Source organism: Flagellimonas algicida (assembly GCF_049629585.1).
Classification (GTDB): Bacteria; Bacteroidota; Bacteroidia; order Flavobacteriales; family Flavobacteriaceae; genus Flagellimonas.
In genome coordinates, this window is record NZ_JBMYIX010000003.1 from 159,695 (window position 1) to 183,304 (window position 23,610).

Here is a 23,610-nt window from a genome sequence, read left to right on the forward strand (position 1 = left end):
ACGCATTTACTTTAGTTTCAAATACAGGCATTTTTTGTTGTAATCAATCACCGCTTTCCCTTTTTTAAGGATATCAGCCCCAATGATGCCGTCCACCGGCAATGCATTGTGTGAGGTAAGGGCCTTGTTTACATGGACCAGGTCGAAGAGGACTATCTTGAGTCGGCTTTTTTTCCAATCCCCTATCTGGATTTTATTTTTGGTGGAGACCAAGGTTTCCATTCCGGTGGCCCCGGCCCCGGCAGCTTTTACATCCGAAGCTTCGGACACCATATTGAAAAAGGCCGTTTTGTCCATTCCCACACAAGTATTGGAGGCGCCTGTATCCAAAATAAATCTGCCGGTGACCCCATTGATCTTGGCGGCAATTTCAAAATGGTTGGTCTCGGTGAGCGTTAAGGGCACCTTGGTGTAGCTTTTGGTTTTGAGAAACTTGTTGAGTGATGCCATAGTATTGAATGAAAGGTGTCGTCCTGAGCCTTTCGACTGCGCTCAAGATAAACTCTGTCAAAGGATAGGGGTGTTTAAAAGTTTTACAGCATCTAAGATAAACCTATTTTTGCGATATGATCATAACCGATACCCACACCCATTTATATAGTGAGGCCTTTGATGAGGACAGGGATGAAATGATGCAACGCGCCCTTGATGCCGGGGTGGAACGTTTTTTTATACCCGCCATCGATTCAACCTATACCCAAGCCATGTTGGATTTGGAATCCAATTATCCCGAAAATGTGTTTTTGATGATGGGATTGCATCCCACCCATGTCAAGGAAAACTTCAAGGAAGAATTGGCCCATGTAGAGCAATGGATATCCAAGCGGAAGTTTTACGCTGTGGGTGAAATCGGCATCGACCTGTATTGGGACAAGACATTTTTGCAGCAACAGCAAGAGGCATTTGTATATCAAATCCGTTTGGCCAAAAAACACCAGTTGCCCATTGTGATCCATTGCCGTGAGGCTTTCGATGAAATCTTTGAGATTTTGGAACAGGAAAAAGGGGATGGTCTGTATGGAATTTTCCATTGTTTTACGGGAACTTTGGAACAGGCACATCAGGCTATTTCTTACGGAATGAAATTGGGGATTGGGGGCGTGGCCACCTTCAAGAATGGAAAAATCGACCAGTTTTTGGATCAAGTTGATTTGGAGCACATCGTTTTGGAGACAGACTCCCCTTATTTGGCCCCGGTTCCCTATAGGGGAAAGCGGAATGAAAGTGCTTATATTGTTGAGGTTCTGGAGAAGCTATCCCTTATATATGGGAAATCCATTGAAGAAATCGCAGAGATTACCACGGAGAATTCCAAAAACATATTTGGCATATAACCATGAAGGAAAGAAACCATATTCTGCTAATTTATACTGGGGGTACCATTGGTATGGTCAAGGACTATAAGACCGGGGCCTTGAGGGCTTTTAATTTTGATGAGCTGATCAAGAATATCCCCGAACTTAACCAGTTGGATTGTACGCTAAAGAGCATATCCTTTGAGAAGCCCATTGATTCTTCCAATATGAACCCTGTTTATTGGGCGCAAATAGCTTCCATGATTGAGGAACATTATACTTCGTATGATGGATTTGTGGTGCTCCACGGCAGTGATACCATGAGCTACACCGCATCGGCTTTGAGCTTTATGTTGGAGAATTTGGCCAAGCCCGTGATTTTTACGGGATCCCAATTGCCTATTGGGGATTTGCGTACAGATGCCAAGGAGAATTTGATCACTTCCATCCAAATTGCGGCCTTAAGGGAGAATGGCAAGCCCGTGGTGCAGGAGGTGGGGCTGTATTTTGAATATAAGCTGTACCGTGCCAATAGGACCACGAAGATCAATGCGGAACATTTTGAGGCATTTGCTTCCTTGAACCATCCGCCTTTGGTGGAATCCGGTGTACACTTGAATGTACATTATGCCAACCTATTGCCTAAAGTTTCCAAGCATAAGGCTTTGCAGGTCCATAAAGCCATGGATGATCATGTGGCCATCTTGAAGCTATTCCCCGGACTTAATAAGGAAGTCCTGCAATCGGTCTTGAACATTCCCGGTCTCAAAGCGCTTGTTTTGGAAACCTATGGGGCAGGAAATGCTCCAATGGATGCATGGTTTTTGGAGGAATTGGGAATTGCCATAAAAAAAGGTCTACATGTTATCAATGTAACTCAGTGCTCCGGGGGCAGCGTATCCATGGGTCATTATGAGACCAGTGAAAAGCTTCGGGAAATGCAACTGGTTAATGGAAAGGATATTACAACGGAGGCAGCTATAACCAAGGCCATGTACCTATTGGGGACTGGTGTTTCGGGCAAATTGTTTAAAACGATTTTTGAAACCTCACTACGCGGTGAAATGCAGTAAAATTAACGCGTCAAATTTCTAAAACTGATTATTTTTTCGTTTATTGGTCGACCCAATTGGGAAAATAGAGAGGTGGCCGAGTGGTCGAAGGCGCACGCCTGGAAAGTGTGTATACACCAAAAGTGTATCGAGGGTTCGAATCCCTTCCTCTCTGCTAGGTATTTTAATTTTTCAATTATAAAATTTTTATATCTTTAACATTATTAACTAACTAAATTTAAGTTTGAGAAAAATGAAAAAAGTATCCTTTACTCTGGCTGCTGCCGGAATGTTTGTTTTGGGAACAACAACTGCATCGGCTGCCATGTTACAAGAAGAAGCTGCTGCTGAAGCCAGCAAAGGTTTCACCCAAGTGTTGAAAGAACAGTTTATCCAAGGGGGTCCTGCCTTTATGGGTATCGTATTGCTTTGTTTGATATTGGGATTGGCTGTTGCCATTGAAAGAATTATTTATTTGAATTTGGCTACCACAAACTCCGCCAAACTTAAGCAACAGGTTGAAGATGCCTTGGCTTCCGGTGGTGTTGAAGCGGCCAAAGAAGTATGTAGAAACACAAAAGGTCCTGTTGCCTCCATCTTTTACCAAGGTTTGGATAGGGCAGGAGAAGGTTTGGAATCTGCAGAGAAAGCTGTTGTAGCTTATGGAGGTGTTCAAATGGGACAGTTGGAGAAAAACGTTTCTTGGTTGTCGCTCTTTATCGCTATTGCTCCCATGCTTGGGTTCATGGGTACGGTAATCGGTATGATTCAGGCCTTCCAGAAAATTGCAGCTGTAGGTAACTTGAGTGCCTCTTTGATCGCAGGTGATATCCAGGTAGCATTGTTGACCACGGTATTTGGTCTTATTGTTGCGATCATCCTTCAGATTTTCTATAACTATATCATTGCTAAAATCGATAGTATCGTAAACGACATGGAAGATTCCTCCATATCATTGATTGATATGTTGGCAGCGCACAAGAAATAATTACGAAACTAAAAACTATCGAGAATCATGAATAAAGTAATAAAAATAGCACTCATTGTCATCGGGTTGGTAGCGGCCGTTCTCTGGTTCTCCTTACCTTCTGCAGATGACCCAAGTGCCATCAATAGTGGTGCCATGAACTTTATGTTCGTGATCATGTACATTTTGTTGGCCATTGCGGTGGTGGCAGCGGTATTTTTTGGACTCAAAAAACTGTTTACCACACCGGGAAGCATTAAGAAAGCCCTGTTCGCCATTGGTGGACTGGCTATAGTTGTGGCAGTATCTTACGGACTTTCCTCCGATAACATGGCTGTAGTTGAAGCTATGTCCGAAAGAGGTATAGAGACCACCGAGGGTACTGTAAAGAATATTGGAATGGGACTTAACGTCTTCTTCATCCTAACGGTAGTGGCCGTACTTCTTATGGTGTTGCCAGGGTTGAAGAAAATGTTCGTCAAGTAAAAAGCTGAATTATGCCTAGAAGAAAAGGAGCACCGGAAGTAAATGCCGGTTCCATGGCGGATATTGCGTTCCTCTTGCTGATCTTTTTCTTGGTTACCACAACCATTGAAACAGATGCAGGTTTGGATCGTATGTTACCGCCCATAGAGCCGCCAGAAACGGATGTAATCATTAGACAGAAGAACATTTTTACGGTTAATATCAATAAAAATGGACAACTGTTGGTGGAAGATGAGTTGATGAACCTGAAGGACTTGAGGAAGGCTGCAACGGCATTCTTGGAGAACAACGCGGATGGATCTTGTAACTATTGTAAAGGAAGAAAGGATGCAGCTTCATCCGATAATCCAACAAAGGCGATCATCTCTTTGAAGAATGACCGGGAGACCAAATACAGTACCTACATTACCGTACAGAACGAGTTGGTAGGTGCCTATAACGATTTGCGTAACCGGGAGGCCCAACGTTTATACAACAGGGACTTTACTGAGATGGAATCTGAGTACCTTAACCCAGAAACTCCAACTGCAACGCGGGACGATTTGAAGGATAAGGTAAAACGTATTCAGGATATGTTTCCACAGAAACTATCCGAAGCGGAAACATCAACCAATTAAAACTAGAATTTAATATGGCTAAGTTTACAAAAAAGAAAGATGGGGATTTGCCTGCGGTATCCACCGCGTCACTTCCGGATATTGTCTTTATGTTGCTGTTCTTTTTTATGACGGTAACGACCATGAAAGATAGTTCCCTATTGGTTGAGAATACACTTCCCAATGCAACTGAAATCAAAAAGTTGGAGAAAAAGGATCGTGTGATCTATATCTACGTTGGAAAGCCCACCCAAGAATACCAAAGTGTTTTTGGGACTGAACCAAGGATTCAATTGAATGACAAGTTTGCGAATGTGGACGAGGTTGGATCATACATCTTGGCCGAACGCGCCAAGAAACCACAGGAACTTCAAAATGTATTGACTACTGCTCTAAAGGTTGATAAGAATGCCAATATGGGTCTTATTACCGATATTAAACAACAACTAAGAGAAGTTAATGCCCTTAAGGTCAATTATACGACCTACGAAGGGGATGCGTTTAATAACTTGCAGTAAACAATAACTTAGATTTAGTGGGAAACGCTCCAAATTGAAAGATTTGGGGCGTTTTTTGTTTGTGTACGATTTTCCTTTCTCTGTTTTGGAATAATTGTTGTGATGTATGTTCTTGAGAACCAATAAGGAATATTAATCCCAGCTAAACATTAAGTTATGAACAGAAACAGAGAGAATCCCGAAGTGAATGCGGGCTCAATGGCAGATATCGCTTTTCTGCTATTGATCTTTTTTTTGGTTACCGCAACCATACAGACCGATGTTGGTCTGGACAGAAAATTACCTCCCAAGGAAACCATTCCACCTCCTCCTGTAAACGAACGTAATATATTTAGGGTAAGCCTAAATAAAAATGACGAACTCTTCGTTGAGGATGGTATTATGGAGTTGAAAGATCTTAAAATGGCTGCAATGGCTTTTTTGGATAATGGAGGCATTCCAAAAGGAAATGAGAATCATTGTGGGTACTGTAAGGGAGCTGGAAGCCCTGATGCTTCCGATAATCCTATAAAGGCCGTCATATCTTTCAATAGTGACCGTGAAGCTTCATATGGGATGTATGTGAGTGTGCAAGATGCCTTAACCGCTGCATATAATGAATTGAGGAACAGGGAATCGCAAAGGCTTTATGGTAAGAATTATGTGGATATGGAGGAATCGTATTATTCCAGTGAGATGTCCGATGGGGAGAAGATGGCCCTACAACGCGAGATTGAAACGATTAGGGAAATGTTTCCCATGAAACTTTCGGAAGCGGAGACCATATCCAAACTAAACTAGGACATCATGAAAAGCATTAGAAATAATAAAAAAGCACAGCCAGCCATATCAACGGCAGCTTTACCGGACATTGTTTTTATTTTATTGTTCTTTTTTATGACGGTCACCACGATCAAGTCGGAAACGTTGTTAGTGGACAATGACTTACCCCAGGCAAACCAAGTCAAAAAGCTTGAGAAAAAGGATAGGGTGATTGAAATATATGTTGGAAGGCCCAATCAAGATTTGGCAAAAGTATTGGGGTCAGAACCCAGAATCCAGTTGAACAATAAAATTGCCCATATGAATGAAGTGGGCCCCTATGTTTTACAGGAACTGGCACAAAAACCCGATGCCATCCGAAACCTGGTCACCGTTTCCCTTAAAATAGATAAAAATGTAAATGTTGGGGTGGTGTCAGATATAAAGGAAGAGCTCCGTAAAGTCAACCTTCTTAAGGTAAACTATACCGTCTTCCAGGGAAATCCACAATAAAGAAAACTTTGAGGAAAAGAGTAGAGTCAAAAACAATCCAAATGTGTAATTTGGGTTGTTTTTATTTTGGAGAGCATTGTAATGAAGCAGTATGTAGTTTTGGTCCTATTATCATTTTCCCTTTTTGTGGCACAATCACAGGAAGTGCAGGATTCCAATGTGGATGTTGATAGGCGCTATCTGGAAGATCAATTTTATATCGGGTTGGGGTACAACGTGCTGTTCAATAGACCGGAAAACACAGTGCAGCGTAACCTTTCCTATAACCTTCAGGCCGGTTTCATCAAAGATATCCCTCTTAATTTCCGTAGGAATGTAGGTTTAGGAATTGGTGTGGGGTATGCGGTAAACTCCTACTACAGCAACATTGTGGCTACCAAGACAAACAATGTTGTTTCCTATGAGGTCATGGACCAAGCTGATTTTAACCGTAGCAAATTGGAGACCCATGCCGTTGAATTTCCTTTGGAATTGAGATGGAGGACCTCGACGGTTGAGGAATATAAGTTCTGGCGTATTTATGCTGGCGTTAAGTTGGGGTATGTGTTTTCAGGGAGATCCAAATTGGTTATGGAAGGTGGCTCAACCAGCTTTTCCAATGACGATATCCAATCGTTCCAATACGGACTAATGCTCAACTTTGGGTACAACACCTGGAATATCCATACGTATTATGGCCTAAGCCCCTTATTGGAAGAAACTGCTCAACTGCAGAACGGTGAAAAGATAGATACCAAGGTGCTTCGCATTGGTTTGATCTTCTACATTCTATAACCAATACTTTAAGATGATAAGTTGGGAGCAGACGCCCACCAGAAACCCTATCAGTAATTCAGCCTTGTTGTGGGCCTGCAGATACAGTCGTGAAGTGGCCACCAATCCCGTGCATAGGGTGAAAATACTAATGGCCAAGGTAATGTTCACTTCAAAATGGATGCTAAGCCCGATCATGAACATTAAAACACTTCCCATGCCCAAAAGGTGCATACTGGTCTTAAATTTCAGGAAAAGGAGGATAAGGGCTGTTGCCGTGGCGGTGAGCAAGCCTATAAAGAAGTAGAACAGCTCATGTACATAATTGTTGGGGATGACTTTGTACAATATCATCAAAAATAAAGCGCAGCTTATATAGAGCGGGTACTTGCGTTCTTGGAGGGTGGGCAGGAAAATGGAATGGATCACCCCCAGGTTTTTCAGGATTAGAAAAAAGATGATAGGGATGATCACGGTGAGGATGAAAATGGGTAGGATGTTCCCGCTTTGAATCTCCAAAGTACTGTAGGGGGCCACTAAAAAATAGAGTATGGTTCCTCCAACAGGGATAAACAGTGGATGAAAAAGATAGGAGACAACGTTGAAGAAGTGGCGCATCAGATTTCCTTTCTTAACCGGGCCACCGGGAGGCCCAATTGTTCCCTGTACTTGGCCACGGTTCTTCGAGCTATGGGATAGCCACGCTCTTTCAGGATTTTTGCCAGTTTATCATCCGTCAAAGGCTTTTTCTTTTCCTCATCACCAATAACGGTCTCCAATATTTTTTTGATTTCTTTGGTGGATACATCTTCTCCCTGCTCATTCTTCATGGCCTCGGAAAAGTAGTCCTTGATAAGTTTGGTCCCATAAGGGGTATCCACATACTTGCTGTTGGCCACTCGCGAAACCGTGGAAACGTCCATGTCTATTTGGTCTGCAATGTCCTTTAGGATCATGGGGCGCAATTTTCGTTCGTCACCGGTCAAAAAGTACTCCTTTTGATAGTTCATGATGGTACTCATGGTCACAAACAGGGTTTGCTGCCGTTGCTTGATCGCATCAATGAACCATTTGGCCGCATCCAGCTTTTGCTTTATGAAGAGCACGGTATCCTTCTGCGATTTTGATTTTTCCTTGGAATCCTTATACCCTTGGAGCATGTTGTTGTACTCTTTGGAAACATGCAGTTCAGGGGCATTTCTTCCGTTCAGGGTGAGTTCCAGTTCCCCATCCACGATTCGAATGGAAAAGTCGGGGACAATGTGTTCTATCATCCGGGTGTTGCCCGAATAGGAGCCTCCTGGTTTGGGATTCAGTCTTTCAATCTCGGAAATGGCGGCCTTGAGCTCTTCTTCACTGATGTGGTGTTTTTGAATGAGCTTGGCATAGTGCTTTTTGGTGAATTGATCAAACGATTTTTCCAAGATGTTGATGGCCAGCTCAACGGAAGGCTTTTGCTCCTTGCGCTTGAGTTGGATGATCAGGCACTCGTCCAACGATCTTGCGCCCACCCCCGGAGGGTCCAACTCTTGGACCACTTTAAGCACGGATTGAATCTTTTTCTCGTCCACATAGATGTTTTGCGTAAAGGCCAAATCATCCATAATATCGGCAATGGGACGTCTTATATACCCGCTTTCATCCACACTTCCCACCAAGAACTCCGCAATCGCCCATTCCTCATCATCCAAATAAACCGTGTTAAGTTGGTTGATCAAGTGTTGGTTGAAAGAAGTGCCGGCCGCATACGGAATACTTTTTTCCTCATCGTCTGAGCTGTAGTTGTTGGTACGGGTCCTGTAATCTGGGATTTCATCATCGCTCAGATAATCATCAATATTGATATCCTCTGCGGAAATGGTCTCGTTGTCCGAAGAATCATCATAGGTATCCTCATAAACATCATCCATGGCGTCGCTCTCCGCCTTTCCACTCTCAAGGGCGGGATTCTCCTCCAGTTCCTGCTTCAATCGTTGCTCAAATGCCTGCGTGGGCAATTGAATGAGCTTCATGAGCTGAATCTGCTGTGGAGACAGTTTCTGGGAAAGCTTAAACTGTAGATGTTGTTTTAGCATGGGGATTGATTTACAATCTTCCTACTTATAAATTTAAGAATTCCTTTTAAAACTCAGCGCTCTGTGGAGTTCTAGGGTAGGGAATCACGTCCCTGATGTTGCCCATGCCTGTGGCAAATTGTACCATTCGCTCAAAACCAAGCCCAAAACCACTGTGTGTGGCCGTACCAAATCGTCTCAGGTCCAAGTACCACCAAAGTTCTTTTTCATCAATATTCAACGCTTTGATTTTGTCTTGAAGTACATCTAAACGTTCTTCCCTTTGGGAGCCTCCAACAATTTCCCCAATACCTGGGAAAAGCACGTCCATGGCGCGTACAGTTTTGCCATCTTCGTTCAAACGCATATAGAACGCCTTGATGTTGGCCGGATAATCAAAAAGGATTACGGGGCACTTAAAATGCTTTTCCACCAAGAAGCGTTCGTGCTCGCTCTGTAAATCGGCACCCCACTCATCAATGGGATATTGGAATTTTTTCTTCTTGTTGGGCTTGCTGTTTCGCAAAATATCGATGGCTTCGGTATAGGAAACCCTCTTAAAGTTGTTCTCGACCACAAACTTCAGTTTCTCGGTCAGGCTCATTTCAGAGCGCTCGGCTTGGGGTTTGGATTTCTCCTCATCCAACAAACGTTTTTCCAAGAACTCAAGATCATCACCACAGTTGTCCAATACATATTGGATGATCCATTTGATGAAATCTTCGGCCAAATCCATGTTGGCATCCAAGTCATTGAAGGCCACTTCGGGCTCGATCATCCAAAACTCCGCCAAATGTCTGGAGGTATTGGAGTTCTCGGCCCTAAATGTGGGGCCAAAGGTGTATACTTTACCCAAGGCCATGGCATAGGTTTCGGCCTCTAACTGTCCTGAAACGGTAAGGTTGGTCTCCTTTCCAAAGAAATCTTCGGAATAGTCCACCTTGCCCTGTTCATCAACAGGAGGATTTTTGTCGTCAAGGGTGGTGACCCGGAACATTTCCCCGGCCCCTTCCGCATCGGAACCCGTAATGATAGGGGCATGCATATAGTAAAAACCATTCTGCTGAAAATAGCTGTGAATGGCAAATGATAGCGCAGAGCGCACCCGCATTACCGCCGAAAAGGTGTTGGTGCGTACCCGTAAATGAGCTTTTTCCCGTAAAAACTCCAAGGAGTGTTTTTTGGGTTGAATAGGGTAGATCTCCGGGTCGGCAGTACCATGTACAAAGACATCGGTAGATTGGATTTCCACACTTTGTCCCTTTCCTTGGCTTTCCACCAAGGTGCCGGATATTTTTAAGGCTGCTCCAGTGCTGATTTGTTTGAGTAAGGCTTCGTCAAAATTCTCAAAATCGACAACGCACTGCAGATTATGTATGGTTGAACCATCGTTCAAGGCAATAAATCGGTTGCTCCTAAATGTTTTTACCCATCCATTTACTTCAACAGGTTCTCCTACGGGTTGCTTTTCTAGCAATTCTTTTATGGAATAAGACTTCATTGTAAGGCTATCGTAATTTAAGCCGTAAAGATAGGTTTTTGATAAAAAATGAAAGCAATGGAACGGCCTAATTTATAGCTGTTCCGTGGATTATTTGTCCTTGGGGCCGTCCTCTTCCTTGGGCAGAATATCAATTTGAGGCTTTTTAAGGACCTGCTTGTTGGCAATGCTCCTTTCCAATGATAGCAGCAATGAGGGCAACAAGATCAGGTTGGAAAGCATGGCGAACAACAAGGTGGCCGATACCAGTCCTCCCAAAGCCTTAGTGCCTCCAAAACTGGAAATGATAAATACGGAAAAGCCAAAAAACAACACAATGGAGGTGTAGAACATACTTACCCCGGTTTCACGCAAGGCGGCATAGACCGATCTTTTGATATGCCATTTGTGTGCGGCCAATTCTTGCCGGTACTTGGCCAAAAAGTGAATGGTGTCATCAACCGAAATACCAAAGGCAATACTGAACACCAAAATGGTGGAAGGCTTTATGGGGACGCCCAAATACCCCATCACCCCGGCGGTTATGACCAAGGGCAGTAGGTTGGGGACCAAAGAGATGATCACCATCCGAAATGAGCGGAACAGATAGGCCATAAAGAGCGAAATCAGCCCAATGGCCAAGGCCAATGAAAGCAATAAATTTTTGACCAGATATTTGGTGCCCTTTAAAAATAAGAGCGCCTTTCCGGTCATAAAGACTTTGTATCGTTCGGATGGAAAAAACTTGTTGATGGCCTGCTGTACATCCCGTTCAATCTCTTCCATACGGTCAATCTTTACATCCTGCATGTAGGTGGTCAGCCTTGCCGTTTGCCCCGTGCTGTCCACAAAACTCTCCAATAGGTTGTCATTGCCCGAAGATTTCCGGGCGGCATCCATAATAAAGGTGTTCTCTTGGGAAGTGGGCAGCTGATAGTATTTTGGAATTCCGTTATAAAAAGCTTGTTTGGAATATTTGATCAGGTCTACAACCGAAATGGGTCTGGATAGTTCGGGAATTTCGTTGATAGTCATGCCCAATTCATCCATCCGCTTTAGGGTGGCCGGTTTTATTACCCCATTTTTACGTTCGGTATCGACAACAATTTCCATAGGCATGATTCCATCGAACTCCTGTTCAAAAAACTGTATGTCTTTATAAAAATGCGTGTTTTTTGGAAGATCCTCAATCCGACTACCCGTAATCTTGATTTGGTAAATACCAATGATGCTCAAGACCAAAACTGCTACCGTGGTGATATAAACTGCTATTCTATGGTGCCGTACCATGCGTTCCATCCAATTGACAAAAAAGTCCATCCATTTTTTGTTGAGATGCTTTAAATGCTTGGTTTTGGGAAGCGGCATAAAACTGTAAATGATGGGTATGATCAATAGGGAAAGGATAAAAATCCCTACAATATTGATGGAGGCCACGATGCCAAATTCCTTAAGGAGGTCACTATCCAAAATAATGAAGGTGGCAAACCCTGATGCGGTAGTGATGTTGGTCATTAAGGTGGCATTTCCAATTTTTGAAATGACCCGTTGAAGGGATAAGGCCTGATTACCGTGCTTATTGACCTCTTGTTGATATTTGTTGATCAAGAAGATACAGTTCGGGATTCCGATAACAATGATGAGTGGGGGAATCAGTGCGGTCAAGATGGTAATCTCATACTGCAAGAGCCCCAAAAAGCCAAAGGCCCACATCACTCCAATGATTACCACGCACATGGAAATGAATGTGGCTCGGAAACTGCGGAAGAAAAAGAAAAAGATAATCGAAGTGACCAAAAGGGCCGCCACGATAAATATCCCGATTTCGTCCACAATGGATTTGGTGTTCCAAGTGCGTATGTAGGGCATGCCGGAGACCCTTACATCCAACTGGGTCTCATCTTCAAAGCTCTTTACCAAATCACCGAGGTCGTTCAGGATAAACTCATTACGTACCGCGGTGTTCATGATGTCCTTGTCCAAATAGGCAATGGTCTGTATAGTACCGCTTTTGGGATTGTAAATTAGATTGTCGTAAAAAGGCAATTCATTGAACAAGTGATGGGTCAGGGAATCAATCTCCTGCTTGGTCTCTGGAGGGTTTTTAAGGAAAGGCTCCATGATAAAAGCCTGGGTTTCATCATCCTTGACCAGAACTTTAAGGTTATCTGTGGATAAAACAAAATCAATCTCTGGGAAAGCCTCCAGTTGCTTACTGAGCTTATTCCATCGGTTAAAATTTTGGGGTGTGAACAAAGCGGTATCCCGAATGGCCAATACTATGGCATTGCCTTCTTCCCCAAAAATTTTGGTAAAGGCTTTGTACTGAACGGTGGCAGGATGGTCGTCCGGAAGAATGTTGGCCTCCGTATTGGAAAACTGCATGTTTTTCCACTGGAATCCCAAAAAGACCGTGAATGCGGCAATGGCGATAAGAATCAGAATCCTATTGCGAAGAATAATCCGTGCGACCTTAGGCCAAAATCCTTTAGTGAGCTTTGCTACCATTTGGGTTTTGTTGGGCGCAAAGGTAGAAAATGATCGGCTGTGTTCCTAGGAAAGCAGGCAATCTATACCTTGGTTTTACACCTTCATGATTTCTGCTTCCTTGACGGATAAAATAGCGTCTACTTTTTTGCTGTATGAATCGGTCAGTTCCTGTACATCGACCTCGGCATTGCTCAATAAGTCTTCGGAAATATCCAAGGCCTTAAGCTCCTTGTTGGCTTCCTGTCGGGCGCTTCTAATACTTACTTTGGCATCTTCCGCTTCGCTCTTGGCTTGTTTGGAAAGCTGAATCCTTCTTTCCTCGGTCAAGGGGGGGACATTGATGATGATCATTTCACCATTGTTCATGGGATTGAAGCCCAAATTGGCATTCATGATGGCCGTTTCGATTTCTCCAAGAAGGTTTTTTTCCCAAGGTTGTACCGAAATGGTCCTGGCATCTGGGGTATTGATGTTGGACACCTGTGAAAGTGGGGTTTTGGAACCATAATATTCCACCATTACAGTGGAAAGCATTACTGGACTTGCCTTTCCGGCACGGATTTTTACGAGGGCTTTTTCCAAATGGGAAATACTTCCATCCATGCTTTCCTTAGCGCTATCAAGTACAAATTTTACTTCTTCGTCCATAATTTTTTAAGTTTAATTGTCTCAAATCAAAGCGTGTGCCAATTTAAATATTGACCACGGTTCCAATATTTTCACCGGAAACTATTTTCATAAGGTTGCCCCTTGTGTTCATATCAAAGACCACAATGGGAAGTTCGTTTTCCTGACTCAGCGTAAAGGCAGTGGTGTCCATTACCTTTAATCCTTTGGAGAGTACCTCCTTGAAGGAAAGGGAATCGAACTTGGTGGCATTCTTGTCTTTTTCGGGGTCCGAAGTGTATATTCCATCTACCCGGGTTCCCTTAAGGATAACATTGGCATCAATCTCAATGGCGCGCAATACTGCGGCAGAGTCGGTGGTGAAATAGGGATTTCCAGTACCTCCACCAAAAATGACCACTCTTCCTTTCTCCAAATGGCGGATGGCCCTTCTTCTAATAAAAGGCTCGGCCACTTCATTGATTTTGATGGCGGATTGCAAGCGGGTTTCCACGCCTTGATGTTCCAAGGCACTTTGCAGGGCCAATCCATTGATTACGGTGGCCAACATGCCCATATGGTCTCCTTGGACACGATCCATACCCTGACTGGTTCCGGAAAGTCCTCTAAAAATGTTCCCGCCGCCAATGACAATGGCCACTTCAACACCCTTTTCCACTACGGCTTTGATATCTTCGGCATATTCGGCCAAACGCTTTGCGTCGATACCATATTGTTGCTCGCCCATGAGCGCTTCGCCACTAAGTTTTAACAGGATTCTTTTGTATTGCATTGAGGGTGTCTTGAAGTTCGGACAAAAATAATCAAAAAAATTTATGGGGAACGAAGAGAAAATAGGATGGATAAAGAGAATAGAAACAAAAAAACCGCTTCCTGAAGAAGCGGTTTTTTAATTATTGTATTGGGTGTATTAACCCAAGGCTACCCTTTTAAATGCAGTAACCTGCAAATCAGCATTTACCGATTTTACGTATTGGGCAACACTCTGTTTGCTGTCTTTGATGAAATCTTGGTTCACCAAGGTGTTGTCTTTGAAGAAACGCTTCAATTTACCTTTGGCGATATTGTCCAACATGGCTTCGGGCTTTCCTTCTTGACGCAATTGGTCTTTTGCAATCTCGATTTCTTTGTCGATAACGGATTGGTCAACACCTTCTTCGTTAAGCGCAACCGGGTTCATGGCGGCTGCCTGCATGGCAACGTCCTTGGCGGCTTCTGTTGCACCATCCACATTGGCGGAAAGTCCTACCAAAGTAGCGATTTTGTTTCCTGCGTGGATGTATGAACCTACGAAAGGAGCGCTCAATTTTTCGAAACTTGCAATCTCGATTTTCTCACCGATTACACCAGTTTGCTCCGTCAATTTTTCAGCAACGGTCATGCCCTCAAATGAAGCGGCAAGGAAATCATCTTTGCTGCCATAACCCAAGGCCAAATCGGCCAAATCGGTGGCAAGCTTGACAAAACTTTCGTTTTTGGCAACGAAGTCGGTCTCGCAGTTCAATGAAATCACAACACCTTCTGTGGCATCGGCATTTACTTTTGCGATGGCAGCACCTTCAGAAGACTCTCTGTCGGCTCTGTTGGCAGCAACTTTCTGACCTTTTTTTCTAAGGATTTCAATTGCTTTTTCAAAATCACCTTCAGCTTCAACCAAAGCTTTTTTGCAATCCATCATACCAGCTCCGGTGGTCTGTCTTAGTTTATTTACTTCTGCGGCGGTAATCTTAGCCATTTTCTTTGCTTTTTTAAAAATTTATGTAAAGTAAAACACAAAAAAAGTGTTTCGTTTTAGCTCAATGTTAAATCAGGTTTTGGATTATTCAACCCCACCTTTAACGCTGTCTTGCCATTCCTTTAGTTCGTCCCACTTACCATCAGCGGCCATTTTAGCCTGTTTTGGCCAAGAGGTTGGGTCTAGATGGGCCAAGTTGGAACTGGCTTCGGTCAAAACTTCCTTGATTTTCTCAGGGTCTGCCTTTGCCAAATCGGCATAGGTGGCAACACCGCTGTTTACCAATGCTTCGGCGGCTTTAGGTCCAACACCTTCAATTTTGGTCAAATCTTCGGCCTCAACGGCTGTAGCTTTTTTCTCTTTCTTTGGAGCCTCGACAGTTTCCTCTTTTTTGGATTCTGCTTTTTTCTCCTTTTTTGGAGCTTCGGTTTCTTCCTTGTCGTCTTGCTTATCGTTCTTGCGCTCGGCCAAACCTTCGGCTACGGCATCGGTTACGTGTGACAAGATGGCTTCGATGGATTTCCCGGCATCATCATTGGCAGGGATAACATAATCGATGGGTCTTGGGTCTGAGTTGGTATCCACCATGGCAAAAATGGGGATGTTCAATTTTTGGGCCTCTTTTACAGCAATGTGCTCACGCATGGTGTCCACAATAAAGATGGCACCGGGCAAACGGGTCATGTCTGCAATGGAACCCAAGTTTTTCTCCAACTTGGCACGCAAACGGTCTACTTGCAATCTTTCTTTTTTGGAAAGGGTGTTAAAGGTACCGTCCTTTTTCATGCGGTCGATGGAAGCCATTTTTTTAACGGCTTTACGGATAGTGACAAAGTTGGTCAACATACCACCGGGCCATCTTTCAGTGATGTAGGGCATGTTTACCTTGGATACTTTGTCTGCAACAATATCCTTGGCTTGTTTTTTTGTGGCTACGAAAAGGATTTTTCGTCCAGAAGCTGCAATTTTCTTAAGGGCTTCGTTGGCCTCTTCAATTTTTGCAACTGTTTTGTAAAGGTTGATGACGTGGATTCCGTTACGCTCCATGTAGATGTAGGGCGCCATGTTGGGATTCCACTTTCTGGTAAGGTGTCCAAAGTGTACACCTGCTTCCAATAAGTCTTTGACTTCGATTTTACTTGCCATTTTTTGTACTTAGTTTACGTTCCGTTGTAGTAGCAATAGAAAGGTGGTCACAAAAGTTCGCCCTCTCCATTTAGATGCTAAACTAAATTCCAAAAAGCCATTTTTTTCCTTTTTGGAACAACGACAACTTGGTTAAAAATTTAACCCTGAAAAATGGATTCCAGGGTTTTCAATGAACTTTATATATAGGTGCAATTGCACCGAAATATTAACGTTTGGAGAACTGGAATTTCTTACGGGCTTTCTTCTGACCGAATTTCTTCCTTTCCACCATTCTTGGATCTCTTGTCAAGAGTCCTTCTGGTTTAAGAACAGTTCTGTTTTCTTCGTTGATTTCGCACATGGCTCTGGACAAAGCCAAACGAACGGCCTCTGCTTGACCAGTGATTCCACCGCCGTAAACATTTACTTTTACATCGTAGGTGTCTTCAGTTTCGGTCAAAGCAAAAGGTTGCTTTACCTTATACTGCAATGTAGCTGTGGAGAAGTAGTCGTTCAAATCTCTTTTATTGATGGTGATGTTCCCTTTTCCTTCGGAAACATACACTCTTGCTACTGCAGTCTTTCTTCTACCAATCTTATGAACCACTTCCATTATTTGTAGTCGTTTAAGTTTATTGCTTTGGGTTTTTGTGCTTCTTGGCCATGCTCAGATCCGGCATATACCTTAAGGTTTCGGAAAAGGTCGGCTCCAAGTCTGTTCTTGGGCAACATTCCTTTTACCGAATTTTCGATAATACGCTCAGGATGCTTTTCCAATACCTCTTTGGCGGAAGCAGAACGCTGTCCTCCAGGATATCCAGTATATCTTAAATATACTTTGTCATCCAATTTGTTGCCGGTCAAGTTGATTTTCTCGGCATTGATCACAATGACATTATCACCACAATCCACATGGGGAGTAAAGTTGGTCTTGTATTTTCCCCTAAGCAATTTGGCTACCTTTGACGCCAATCTTCCCAATGTCTGTCCTTCAGCATCAACCAATAACCATTGCTTGTCAACGGTAGATTTATTGGCGGAAATAGTCTTATAACTTAATGTGTCCACTTCTCTAATAGTATTGATTTAATAACCTATCCCGATAAACGGGCTGCAAATGTACAATTATTAGATTGAATTACAAATGGTTGATTGGGAATATTTTTTTGCTTTTTCCATTTTATATGGGAAAGAGGCAAAACAACGGCTAAATCCACCATCTTTTGTTAAAAAAAATATAAAGTCATCTCAAACTGTAACTGGTGCTTTCTTCATGGGTCTTTACCTCAATCAATCAAAAAATAATATAGTGAAACAAGCATGCCTTTCCCTTGTATGTATCTTCCTTATCCAAATTCTACAAGCCCAGGATTCAACTACCGTAGTTCCCAAAAAGAGATATAGGACCCAAGCATTGGGTATGGAGGGAGCACCCATTATTGATGGTGTCTTGGATGATCCTTCATGGAATCTGGTGGAGTGGGGGGATAATTTTATTGAACAGCGCCCAGATGAGAACACACCGCCCAGCCAACAGACCACATTTAAAGTACTCTATGATAGCAAGTCATTATATATAGGTATCCGATGTTTTGATGACGAGCCGGGGAAAATTGTAAAACGTCTGTCCCGAAGGGATGGTTTTGAAGGGGATTGGATCGGTGTTTTTATAGATAGTTATTTGGACAAGCGGACCTCTTTTGGCTTCATTGTCACCGCAGCAGGGGTAAAAGGAGATGTTTTTGGATCCAACAATGGGGCCAATGAAGACGATAGTTGGAATCCCATATGGTATGTAAAAACACAGACGGATGAAGAAGGATGGACCGCCGAAATGCGAATACCGCTCAGTCAAATCAAGTTTGGCCATGCCGAAGATCAGGTCTGGGGATTTCAGGTGATGCGAAGGTATTTTAGGAACGAGGAGCGCTCCGTGTGGCAGCGTTTGCCTAGGGATGTTGCTGGATGGACCAGTGAGTTTGGAGAATTGCATGGACTTAAGAACATTGAACCCCAAAGGCAAGTGGAAATTCAACCTTACACGGTTGCCAAGACCGAGACCTTTGAAGCAGAGGAGGGGAATCCCTTTGAGGATGGCAGCGATAGCAATATTACCGTAGGGCTGGATGCCAAGATAGGGGTGACCAATGACCTTACCTTGGATTTGACCGTCAACCCCGACTTTGGGCAAGTGGAAGCGGACCCTTCGGCCATTGCTCTGGATGGATTCCAAATTTTCTTTCAAGAAAGGCGACCCTTTTTTGTCGAGAACAAAAACATTTTTGATTTTAATGTTTCCCAATCCGAGGCCGGCAACACGTTTGGTTCCGACAATATATTTTATTCGAGGCGTATCGGTAGAAGCCCACAGGGAAGCCCCGATACCGAAGATGGTGAGTTTGTGGACCAACCGGCCAATACCCCGATCATAGGAGCGGCCAAGTTCAGTGGTAAGACCAAGAATGGTTGGGCCATTGGTGTTTTGGAAAGTGTCACCGCCCAAAGACGGGCCACCGTTTCGGGAGTGAACGGTGATCGTAGAAAGGAGATGGTAGAGCCCATGACCAATTATTTTGTGGGAAGATTGCAGAAAGACTTCAATGACCGGAACTCATATATAGGAGGTATCTTTACGGCTACCCATCGGGAAGAATTGCCCCAAGCCCTTGACTTTTTACATCGATCTGCGTTTACAGGAGGAGTCGATTTTAAGCACCAATGGAACAATAGGGATTGGTACTTGGAGGGAAACATCACTTTTAGCCATGTAAAAGGGGGTGAAGCTGCCATCAAGAATACCCAAGAATCCATCACCCACCTGTTTCACCGTGTTGATGCCGACTACTTGGAGCTGGATTCAACCAGGACTTCCTTGACCGGTACAGGAGGTAATCTTCAGATAGGGAAGCTCGGTAAAGGTAATTTTAGATTTGAAAGTGGGGCAACCTGGCGTTCCCCGGAACTCGAACTCAACGATATTGGCTTTCAACGCCAGTCCGATGATATTCGGCATTACACCTGGATAGGCTATCGCACCTTGAAACCGGACAACACGTTTCGACAATTGGGCATCAATTACAACCATTACACCGCTTGGGACTATGGGGGCAATCACAATTATTTGCAATTCAATACCAACAGCTGGCAAAACTGGAAAGGCAATTGGTTCAGTAATATTGGTTTGAATTATGCACCTCTTGAATATTCCAACTTTGCCTTGCGGGGAGGCCCTAGACTACGGCTATCGCCCTGGGTGAGCTTTTGGAACAATATTGAGACGGATAACCGGAAGAAAATGCGGTTTTTCTATTTCCACAATGGCCAAAAGGCACTGGATAATTCATACAAGTCCTATTATATGGAGGGAGGGGTAACCTATCAACCGATCAATGCCTTGAGTGTCTCGGCTTTTCCCTCGCTACGTATCAACCATGATAAACTCCAGTTTGTGGACAATTTTGATGATGTGAACGGGTCACCCCGATACCTAAATGGTGAGATTGACCAGCGCACCTTGAGTATGTCCATCCGATTGAACTATACCATCAACCCTAACCTTACCATTCAATATTGGGGGCAACCTTTTATTTCCAGAGGTAGGTATACGAACTTTAAACATGTGACCGATGCCACGGCCAAACGGTTTGAAGATAGGATCATGACCTATGGTCAAGATCAGGTTACCTTAATGGATGATGTCTATTCCGTTGATGAAAATCTGGACGGTACCGAAGATTTCAGTTTTGACAATCCAGACTTTTCATTTGTGCAGTTCCGCTCCAATTTGGTAATTCGATGGGAATACATCCCAGGTTCCGAACTGTTCTTGGTATGGTCCCAAGACGTGTCCCGCGATGGAGATCCCACAAACGGATTATTGCCCAGTTTGAACGATAACATTTTTGGACAGAAACCGCAGAATATCTTCCTGTTGAAGGCTACCTACCGTTTTGTATTATGATTGAAAGCTAAATAACCTTCTTAAGCGCATTGGTCAAGGCCACATTGGCCTCATGGTCCCCAATGGTAATGCGGACCTTTCCAGGTGCCCCAAATTGGGACACCGGCCGTACCATGATGCCTTCGTCCATCATTCTATCGGTGAATTCCATTTCAGGAAGCGGGGGGTCTATGATGAAAAAGTTAGCCTGACTGGGCCAGTAGGTAATTCCAATTTCGTCAAAGGCTTTGGCCAAAAACTTTCGGCCTTCACGTATGGTTTGAACGGTTTTTTCGATAAAAACATGGTCATGTAAAGCACAGAGAGCTGCTTCCAACGAGGTCTGCGGCAACAAAAAGGGTTTGTGGATCAACCGAATGTAGTTCGCAATGGTTGCTGTGGTGTAGCAATAGCCTACCCGTTGGCCTGCCAATCCATAGGTTTTTGAAAAGCTGTTTAGGCCTATCACATTATGACCGCCCAACACATAGGGGAGCGCGGTCACATAGTCTTCGGCATCGGCAAAATGACGGTAGACCTCATCAAACACCACCACAATGTTTTTGGGGATACGGGAGATAAAGTCGTCCATGATCGGTCTGGGGATATAGGTTCCCGTAGGATTATTGGGACTGGTCAGGAAAATGACCTTGGTCCGTTCCGAAATGGCATTGAGGATTCCTTCCACATCCAAGGTGTAATTGGGCTGAAGTAACGGAATATCAATCAGTTTGGCGCCATACCACCTTGAAAAGACCGAATAGGGCAAAAAGCAGGGATTGGAATAAATGACCTCGTCCCCTTCATTGATAAAGGCCCGTAGAATCATATCTATGATTTCGGAACCACCATTACCACAAAGAAATTGGTCTTCGTTCAGTTTGTCATCAAAATCTTGGGCAAGGACCTGTCGGAGACGGATATCGGTCTGATCGGGATATAAATCAATCCGGTTGGCGACTTTTTTTATGGCCTCAACCGCTTTGGGTGAGGCCCCCAATGGATTTTCATTGGAGGAAAGTTTATATATCTTTTTATTGGAAGGAGGGATGTTCTTACCCCCTTTATATACGTCTTTGGGCACCAAATGGGCCTTGAAAATGGATTCTATTCCGTTTTTCATGAATTATAGTGTTTCTGCATGCAACAAAATGGACATGGCCTTCTGGGCATTTCCTTCTTCCAAAACTCGCTGTGCCAAGCGGTGCAAATCAATCTTGGACAATGTTTTTACTTCAGGTGCTTGGGAGATGTTCTTCACATCTTGCTTGGAAGGAAGTTGTTCCATATTTCCCAATCGCCCTAGATTGTTTCCCGTGAGTACTTCACTTTCCCGAATACCCTTGGGCAGCGCATCCACGCCCATACCTTTGGTGCGAAGTGGCTTGGGAATTTCAAAAAGGGCATCCTTCGAGGCCCTGATATACCAACTGCCTCCCATACGGCCTACCAAATCCAATTTTTCGGTGTCCAAAATACCATTGGTAAAATAGGCTTCGTTGATATGGATCAGTTCCACCTTGGCCATAATCAAATTGCCAGCTCCCGGGGTTTGGGCCAGTTCAATGACCTCCATTACACTACATTCAAATGAAACAGGGGCTTCGCCCACACGGGGAGGTCTTACTTTTTCACTAGGCACTTGGGTGAAGCCAGCTTTTATGAACTCGTTCACGCCTTTGTCATAGGCTGTGCTGGACAAGGACATTTGTTCCACCATGTCGTGGTTGACGATATTGATGACCACTTCGGGGACCTCCTTGACATTCTCGTGGGTATGTTTCAGGCTATTGTCCCTACCGCTGCGTGCAGGTGAAAAGATCATCACGGGTGGATTGGAACTGAATACATTGAAAAAACTGAACGGGCTCAGGTTTACATTGCCCTCTTTATCCACGGTACTGGCAAAACAGATGGGCCTTGGCGCCACTGCAGTCAGCATGATACTGTGGAGCTCAGGTTGCGAAATTTGGTTTGGGTCTACGGTCTTGGTCATTTTGCAGGCAATACTTTAGTGGAAACGGCTCCAAAACCAACCCGTATGGCTTCTTTTTGTGCATAACCGCGAAGGGTCACGGTATCGCCATCATTGATGAACTTGCGCTCGGAACCATCGTTCAGTTGTACAGGTTTGGTACCCATCCAGGCCAGCTCCAACATGGAACCATAGGAGTTTTCATCTTTTCCGGAAATAGTGCCGGAGGCCATCATATCACCCACATGGATGTTGCAACCATTCACGGTGTGATGCGCCAATTGTTGTGCCATATTCCAATACATGTATTTGAAATTGCTATGGCAAACAGTGGTTTCATCACCTCCATCCGGGGTGATGCCCACTTCAAGGTTGATGTCGTAGTTTTTTTCTCCTTCGTACTCCAAATAGGGAAGCACTTTGGGCTCTTGTTCAGGTCCGGCCACCCGGAATGGATCCAAAGCATCCAAAGTAACGATCCAGGGGGAAATGGAAGAAGCGAAGTTCTTGGCCAAGAATGGACCCAATGGTACATATTCCCATTTTTGAATATCCCGTGCAGACCAATCATTGAACAACACCAGTCCAAAAATGTAGTCTTCCGCTTCCTTGGTGGATACACTTTCGCCCAAATTGGTGTTCTTGCCCACCACAAATCCCATCTCCAGTTCAAAGTCCAGTCGTTGGGAGGGTCCAAAAACAGGAGTGTTGGCGTCTTTTGGCAGGGTTTGCCCTTTAGGTCTGTGAATGGGTTGGCCGCTCACCACAATGGAACTGGCCCGGCCATGATAGCCCACAGGAATGTGCTTCCAGTTGGGCAACAGGGCATTTTCCGGATCACGGAACATTTTGCCCACATTGGTGGCATGCTCAATGCTGGAATAAAAGTCGGTATAATCACCAACGCAGACCGGCATGTGCATTTGCGCTTCGGATTGTTTTACGAACAATTCAGGTTTACCTGCCAATGGGGAAGTATCGTCCTTGAGCCAATATTGGATTTTCTTTCTGACCCTTGAAGTGATTTCCTTTCCCAAGGAGATAAAATCATTGAGGTCTTCCCGCTCCAAAACGGCCACGTTGAAATCAAAAACGTCCAATTCCGCGACTGCGACCAAATCCAAAATATGGTCTCCTATGGCAACTCCGGCCCGTGGGCTTCGGTTTTTGGTGGAAAAAATCCCAAATGGGATATTATGGATTGAAAAGTCTGAATTTTCAGGGATATCTATGATCATAAATGGTGTTTATATCATTCCC

24 protein-coding genes and 1 tRNA gene are annotated in these 23,610 nt (G+C 44.0%); 11 read left to right on the forward strand and 14 right to left on the reverse strand.

Features of this window, described 5'->3' with window-relative positions; all coding sequences use genetic code 11:
- Window positions 1-6: 6 nt before the first annotated feature.
- Window positions 7-450: a retropepsin-like aspartic protease family protein gene (locus ACPD8L_RS14560; RefSeq protein ID WP_423944112.1), complete on the reverse strand. Its 444-nt coding sequence runs from the start codon at window positions 448-450 to the stop codon at window positions 7-9.
- 116 nt (window positions 451-566) lie between these two features.
- On the opposite strand from ACPD8L_RS14560, the gene ACPD8L_RS14565 reads away from it, so the two are divergent.
- The 10 genes from ACPD8L_RS14565 (at window position 567) to ACPD8L_RS14610 (ending at window position 6,942) form a co-directional block, all read left to right on the forward strand.
- Window positions 567-1,334, forward strand: coding sequence for a TatD family hydrolase (locus ACPD8L_RS14565; protein ID WP_421810804.1), 768 nt, complete (start codon window positions 567-569; stop codon window positions 1,332-1,334).
- A 2-nt stretch (window positions 1,335-1,336) separates the two neighbouring features.
- Window positions 1,337-2,368, forward strand: a complete 1,032-nt coding sequence (locus ACPD8L_RS14570; RefSeq protein ID WP_423944115.1) for an asparaginase — start codon at window positions 1,337-1,339, stop codon at window positions 2,366-2,368.
- A 66-nt stretch (window positions 2,369-2,434) separates the two neighbouring features.
- Window positions 2,435-2,522, forward strand: a tRNA-Ser gene (locus ACPD8L_RS14575).
- A 78-nt stretch (window positions 2,523-2,600) separates the two neighbouring features.
- Window positions 2,601-3,335 (forward strand): MotA/TolQ/ExbB proton channel family protein, encoded by a 735-nt coding sequence (locus ACPD8L_RS14580; RefSeq protein WP_116217164.1) that lies wholly within the window; start codon window positions 2,601-2,603, stop codon window positions 3,333-3,335.
- 27 nt (window positions 3,336-3,362) lie between these two features.
- A complete protein-coding gene (locus ACPD8L_RS14585) occupies window positions 3,363-3,800 on the forward strand; it encodes a hypothetical protein (protein ID WP_116217165.1) in 438 nt (145 codons plus the stop codon).
- Window positions 3,801-3,811: 11 nt separating this feature from the next.
- Window positions 3,812-4,417 (forward strand): ExbD/TolR family protein, encoded by a 606-nt coding sequence (locus ACPD8L_RS14590; protein WP_116217166.1) that lies wholly within the window; start codon window positions 3,812-3,814, stop codon window positions 4,415-4,417.
- A 14-nt stretch (window positions 4,418-4,431) separates the two neighbouring features.
- Window positions 4,432-4,914 (forward strand): ExbD/TolR family protein, encoded by a 483-nt coding sequence (locus tag ACPD8L_RS14595; RefSeq protein ID WP_116217167.1) that lies wholly within the window; start codon window positions 4,432-4,434, stop codon window positions 4,912-4,914.
- 156 nt (window positions 4,915-5,070) lie between these two features.
- A complete protein-coding gene (locus ACPD8L_RS14600) occupies window positions 5,071-5,694 on the forward strand; it encodes an ExbD/TolR family protein (RefSeq protein WP_116217168.1) in 624 nt (207 codons plus the stop codon).
- 6 nt (window positions 5,695-5,700) lie between these two features.
- On the forward strand, window positions 5,701-6,168 hold the full coding sequence (locus tag ACPD8L_RS14605) for an ExbD/TolR family protein (protein WP_116217169.1): 468 nt from the start codon (window positions 5,701-5,703) through the stop codon (window positions 6,166-6,168).
- Window positions 6,169-6,249: 81 nt separating this feature from the next.
- On the forward strand, window positions 6,250-6,942 hold the full coding sequence (locus tag ACPD8L_RS14610) for a porin family protein (protein WP_421810808.1): 693 nt from the start codon (window positions 6,250-6,252) through the stop codon (window positions 6,940-6,942).
- Here the strand turns inward: ACPD8L_RS14610 and ACPD8L_RS14615 are convergent.
- The 10 genes from ACPD8L_RS14615 to rplM all read right to left on the reverse strand — a co-directional run bounded on the left by ACPD8L_RS14615 (window position 6,937) and on the right by rplM (window position 17,503).
- On the reverse strand, window positions 6,937-7,539 hold the full coding sequence (locus ACPD8L_RS14615) for a hypothetical protein (RefSeq protein ID WP_423944120.1): 603 nt from the start codon (window positions 7,537-7,539) through the stop codon (window positions 6,937-6,939). The two genes, ACPD8L_RS14610 and ACPD8L_RS14615, sit on opposite strands and share 6 nt — an antisense overlap.
- Window positions 7,539-8,996: an RNA polymerase factor sigma-54 gene (gene rpoN / locus ACPD8L_RS14620; RefSeq protein WP_116217172.1), complete on the reverse strand. Its 1,458-nt coding sequence runs from the start codon at window positions 8,994-8,996 to the stop codon at window positions 7,539-7,541. Before rpoN ends, ACPD8L_RS14615 begins: the two co-directional genes overlap by 1 nt.
- Before the next feature lie 46 nt (window positions 8,997-9,042).
- Window positions 9,043-10,476 carry an asparagine--tRNA ligase gene (asnS, locus tag ACPD8L_RS14625; protein WP_423944123.1) on the reverse strand — a complete coding sequence of 478 codons (1,434 nt, stop codon included), beginning with the start codon at window positions 10,474-10,476 and terminating at the stop codon, window positions 9,043-9,045.
- Between the two features lie 90 nt (window positions 10,477-10,566).
- A complete protein-coding gene (locus ACPD8L_RS14630) occupies window positions 10,567-12,963 on the reverse strand; it encodes an efflux RND transporter permease subunit (protein WP_293303237.1) in 2,397 nt (798 codons plus the stop codon).
- 75 nt (window positions 12,964-13,038) lie between these two features.
- Window positions 13,039-13,593, reverse strand: a complete 555-nt coding sequence (gene frr / locus ACPD8L_RS14635; protein ID WP_293303236.1) for a ribosome recycling factor — start codon at window positions 13,591-13,593, stop codon at window positions 13,039-13,041.
- Window positions 13,594-13,636: 43 nt separating this feature from the next.
- Window positions 13,637-14,344 carry a UMP kinase gene (gene pyrH / locus ACPD8L_RS14640; RefSeq protein ID WP_116217176.1) on the reverse strand — a complete coding sequence of 236 codons (708 nt, stop codon included), beginning with the start codon at window positions 14,342-14,344 and terminating at the stop codon, window positions 13,637-13,639.
- Window positions 14,345-14,482: 138 nt separating this feature from the next.
- Window positions 14,483-15,307: a translation elongation factor Ts gene (gene tsf / locus ACPD8L_RS14645; protein ID WP_116217177.1), complete on the reverse strand. Its 825-nt coding sequence runs from the start codon at window positions 15,305-15,307 to the stop codon at window positions 14,483-14,485.
- An 84-nt stretch (window positions 15,308-15,391) separates the two neighbouring features.
- Entirely contained in the window at window positions 15,392-16,453 is a 1,062-nt protein-coding gene (gene rpsB / locus ACPD8L_RS14650; protein WP_423944129.1) for a 30S ribosomal protein S2, read from the reverse strand.
- Window positions 16,454-16,661: 208 nt separating this feature from the next.
- On the reverse strand, window positions 16,662-17,048 hold the full coding sequence (rpsI, locus tag ACPD8L_RS14655; protein ID WP_116217179.1) for a 30S ribosomal protein S9: 387 nt from the start codon (window positions 17,046-17,048) through the stop codon (window positions 16,662-16,664).
- Window positions 17,048-17,503, reverse strand: a complete 456-nt coding sequence (gene rplM / locus ACPD8L_RS14660) for a 50S ribosomal protein L13 (protein ID WP_116217180.1) — start codon at window positions 17,501-17,503, stop codon at window positions 17,048-17,050. Before rplM ends, rpsI begins: the two co-directional genes overlap by 1 nt.
- Before the next feature lie 241 nt (window positions 17,504-17,744).
- Here rplM and ACPD8L_RS14665 point away from each other — a divergent pair, with 241 nt between their 5' ends.
- Complete coding sequence (locus ACPD8L_RS14665) at window positions 17,745-20,396, forward strand: DUF5916 domain-containing protein (protein WP_423944133.1); 2,652 nt, start codon at window positions 17,745-17,747, stop codon at window positions 20,394-20,396.
- Between the two features lie 7 nt (window positions 20,397-20,403).
- Here ACPD8L_RS14665 and hisC read toward each other — a convergent pair whose 3' ends face one another.
- From hisC to fahA, 3 genes are read right to left on the reverse strand one after another with little or no spacing between them, the layout of a single operon-like run.
- A complete protein-coding gene (gene hisC, locus ACPD8L_RS14670; RefSeq protein ID WP_423944135.1) occupies window positions 20,404-21,498 on the reverse strand; it encodes a histidinol-phosphate transaminase in 1,095 nt (364 codons plus the stop codon).
- A gap of 3 nt (window positions 21,499-21,501) precedes the next feature.
- Window positions 21,502-22,371 (reverse strand): flavin reductase family protein, encoded by an 870-nt coding sequence (locus ACPD8L_RS14675; RefSeq protein ID WP_293303227.1) that lies wholly within the window; start codon window positions 22,369-22,371, stop codon window positions 21,502-21,504.
- Window positions 22,368-23,588 (reverse strand): fumarylacetoacetase, encoded by a 1,221-nt coding sequence (gene fahA / locus ACPD8L_RS14680; protein WP_423944137.1) that lies wholly within the window; start codon window positions 23,586-23,588, stop codon window positions 22,368-22,370. The genes ACPD8L_RS14675 and fahA overlap by 4 nt, the downstream gene beginning before the upstream one ends.
- Window positions 23,589-23,610 lie beyond the last annotated feature (22 nt).

Bases quoted from the DNA above. Each gene is read 5' to 3' on its own strand.
- ACPD8L_RS14560 (WP_423944112.1), bottom strand. From the start codon at position 450: ATGGCATCACTCAACAAGTTTCTCAAAACCAAAAGCTACACCAAGGTG.
- ACPD8L_RS14565 (WP_421810804.1), top strand. From the start codon at position 567: ATGATCATAACCGATACCCACACCCATTTATATAGTGAGGCCTTTGAT.
- ACPD8L_RS14570 (WP_423944115.1), top strand. From the start codon at position 1,337: ATGAAGGAAAGAAACCATATTCTGCTAATTTATACTGGGGGTACCATT.
- ACPD8L_RS14580 (WP_116217164.1), top strand. From the start codon at position 2,601: ATGAAAAAAGTATCCTTTACTCTGGCTGCTGCCGGAATGTTTGTTTTG.
- ACPD8L_RS14585 (WP_116217165.1), top strand. From the start codon at position 3,363: ATGAATAAAGTAATAAAAATAGCACTCATTGTCATCGGGTTGGTAGCG.
- ACPD8L_RS14590 (WP_116217166.1), top strand. From the start codon at position 3,812: ATGCCTAGAAGAAAAGGAGCACCGGAAGTAAATGCCGGTTCCATGGCG.
- ACPD8L_RS14595 (WP_116217167.1), top strand. From the start codon at position 4,432: ATGGCTAAGTTTACAAAAAAGAAAGATGGGGATTTGCCTGCGGTATCC.
- ACPD8L_RS14600 (WP_116217168.1), top strand. From the start codon at position 5,071: ATGAACAGAAACAGAGAGAATCCCGAAGTGAATGCGGGCTCAATGGCA.
- ACPD8L_RS14605 (WP_116217169.1), top strand. From the start codon at position 5,701: ATGAAAAGCATTAGAAATAATAAAAAAGCACAGCCAGCCATATCAACG.
- ACPD8L_RS14610 (WP_421810808.1), top strand. From the start codon at position 6,250: ATGAAGCAGTATGTAGTTTTGGTCCTATTATCATTTTCCCTTTTTGTG.
- ACPD8L_RS14615 (WP_423944120.1), bottom strand. From the start codon at position 7,539: ATGCGCCACTTCTTCAACGTTGTCTCCTATCTTTTTCATCCACTGTTT.
- rpoN (WP_116217172.1), bottom strand. From the start codon at position 8,996: ATGCTAAAACAACATCTACAGTTTAAGCTTTCCCAGAAACTGTCTCCA.
- asnS (WP_423944123.1), bottom strand. From the start codon at position 10,476: ATGAAGTCTTATTCCATAAAAGAATTGCTAGAAAAGCAACCCGTAGGA.
- ACPD8L_RS14630 (WP_293303237.1), bottom strand. From the start codon at position 12,963: ATGGTAGCAAAGCTCACTAAAGGATTTTGGCCTAAGGTCGCACGGATT.
- frr (WP_293303236.1), bottom strand. From the start codon at position 13,593: ATGGACGAAGAAGTAAAATTTGTACTTGATAGCGCTAAGGAAAGCATG.
- pyrH (WP_116217176.1), bottom strand. From the start codon at position 14,344: ATGCAATACAAAAGAATCCTGTTAAAACTTAGTGGCGAAGCGCTCATG.
- tsf (WP_116217177.1), bottom strand. From the start codon at position 15,307: ATGGCTAAGATTACCGCCGCAGAAGTAAATAAACTAAGACAGACCACC.
- rpsB (WP_423944129.1), bottom strand. From the start codon at position 16,453: ATGGCAAGTAAAATCGAAGTCAAAGACTTATTGGAAGCAGGTGTACAC.
- rpsI (WP_116217179.1), bottom strand. From the start codon at position 17,048: ATGGAAGTGGTTCATAAGATTGGTAGAAGAAAGACTGCAGTAGCAAGA.
- hisC (WP_423944135.1), bottom strand. From the start codon at position 21,498: ATGAAAAACGGAATAGAATCCATTTTCAAGGCCCATTTGGTGCCCAAA.
- ACPD8L_RS14675 (WP_293303227.1), bottom strand. From the start codon at position 22,371: ATGACCAAGACCGTAGACCCAAACCAAATTTCGCAACCTGAGCTCCAC.
- fahA (WP_423944137.1), bottom strand. From the start codon at position 23,588: ATGATCATAGATATCCCTGAAAATTCAGACTTTTCAATCCATAATATC.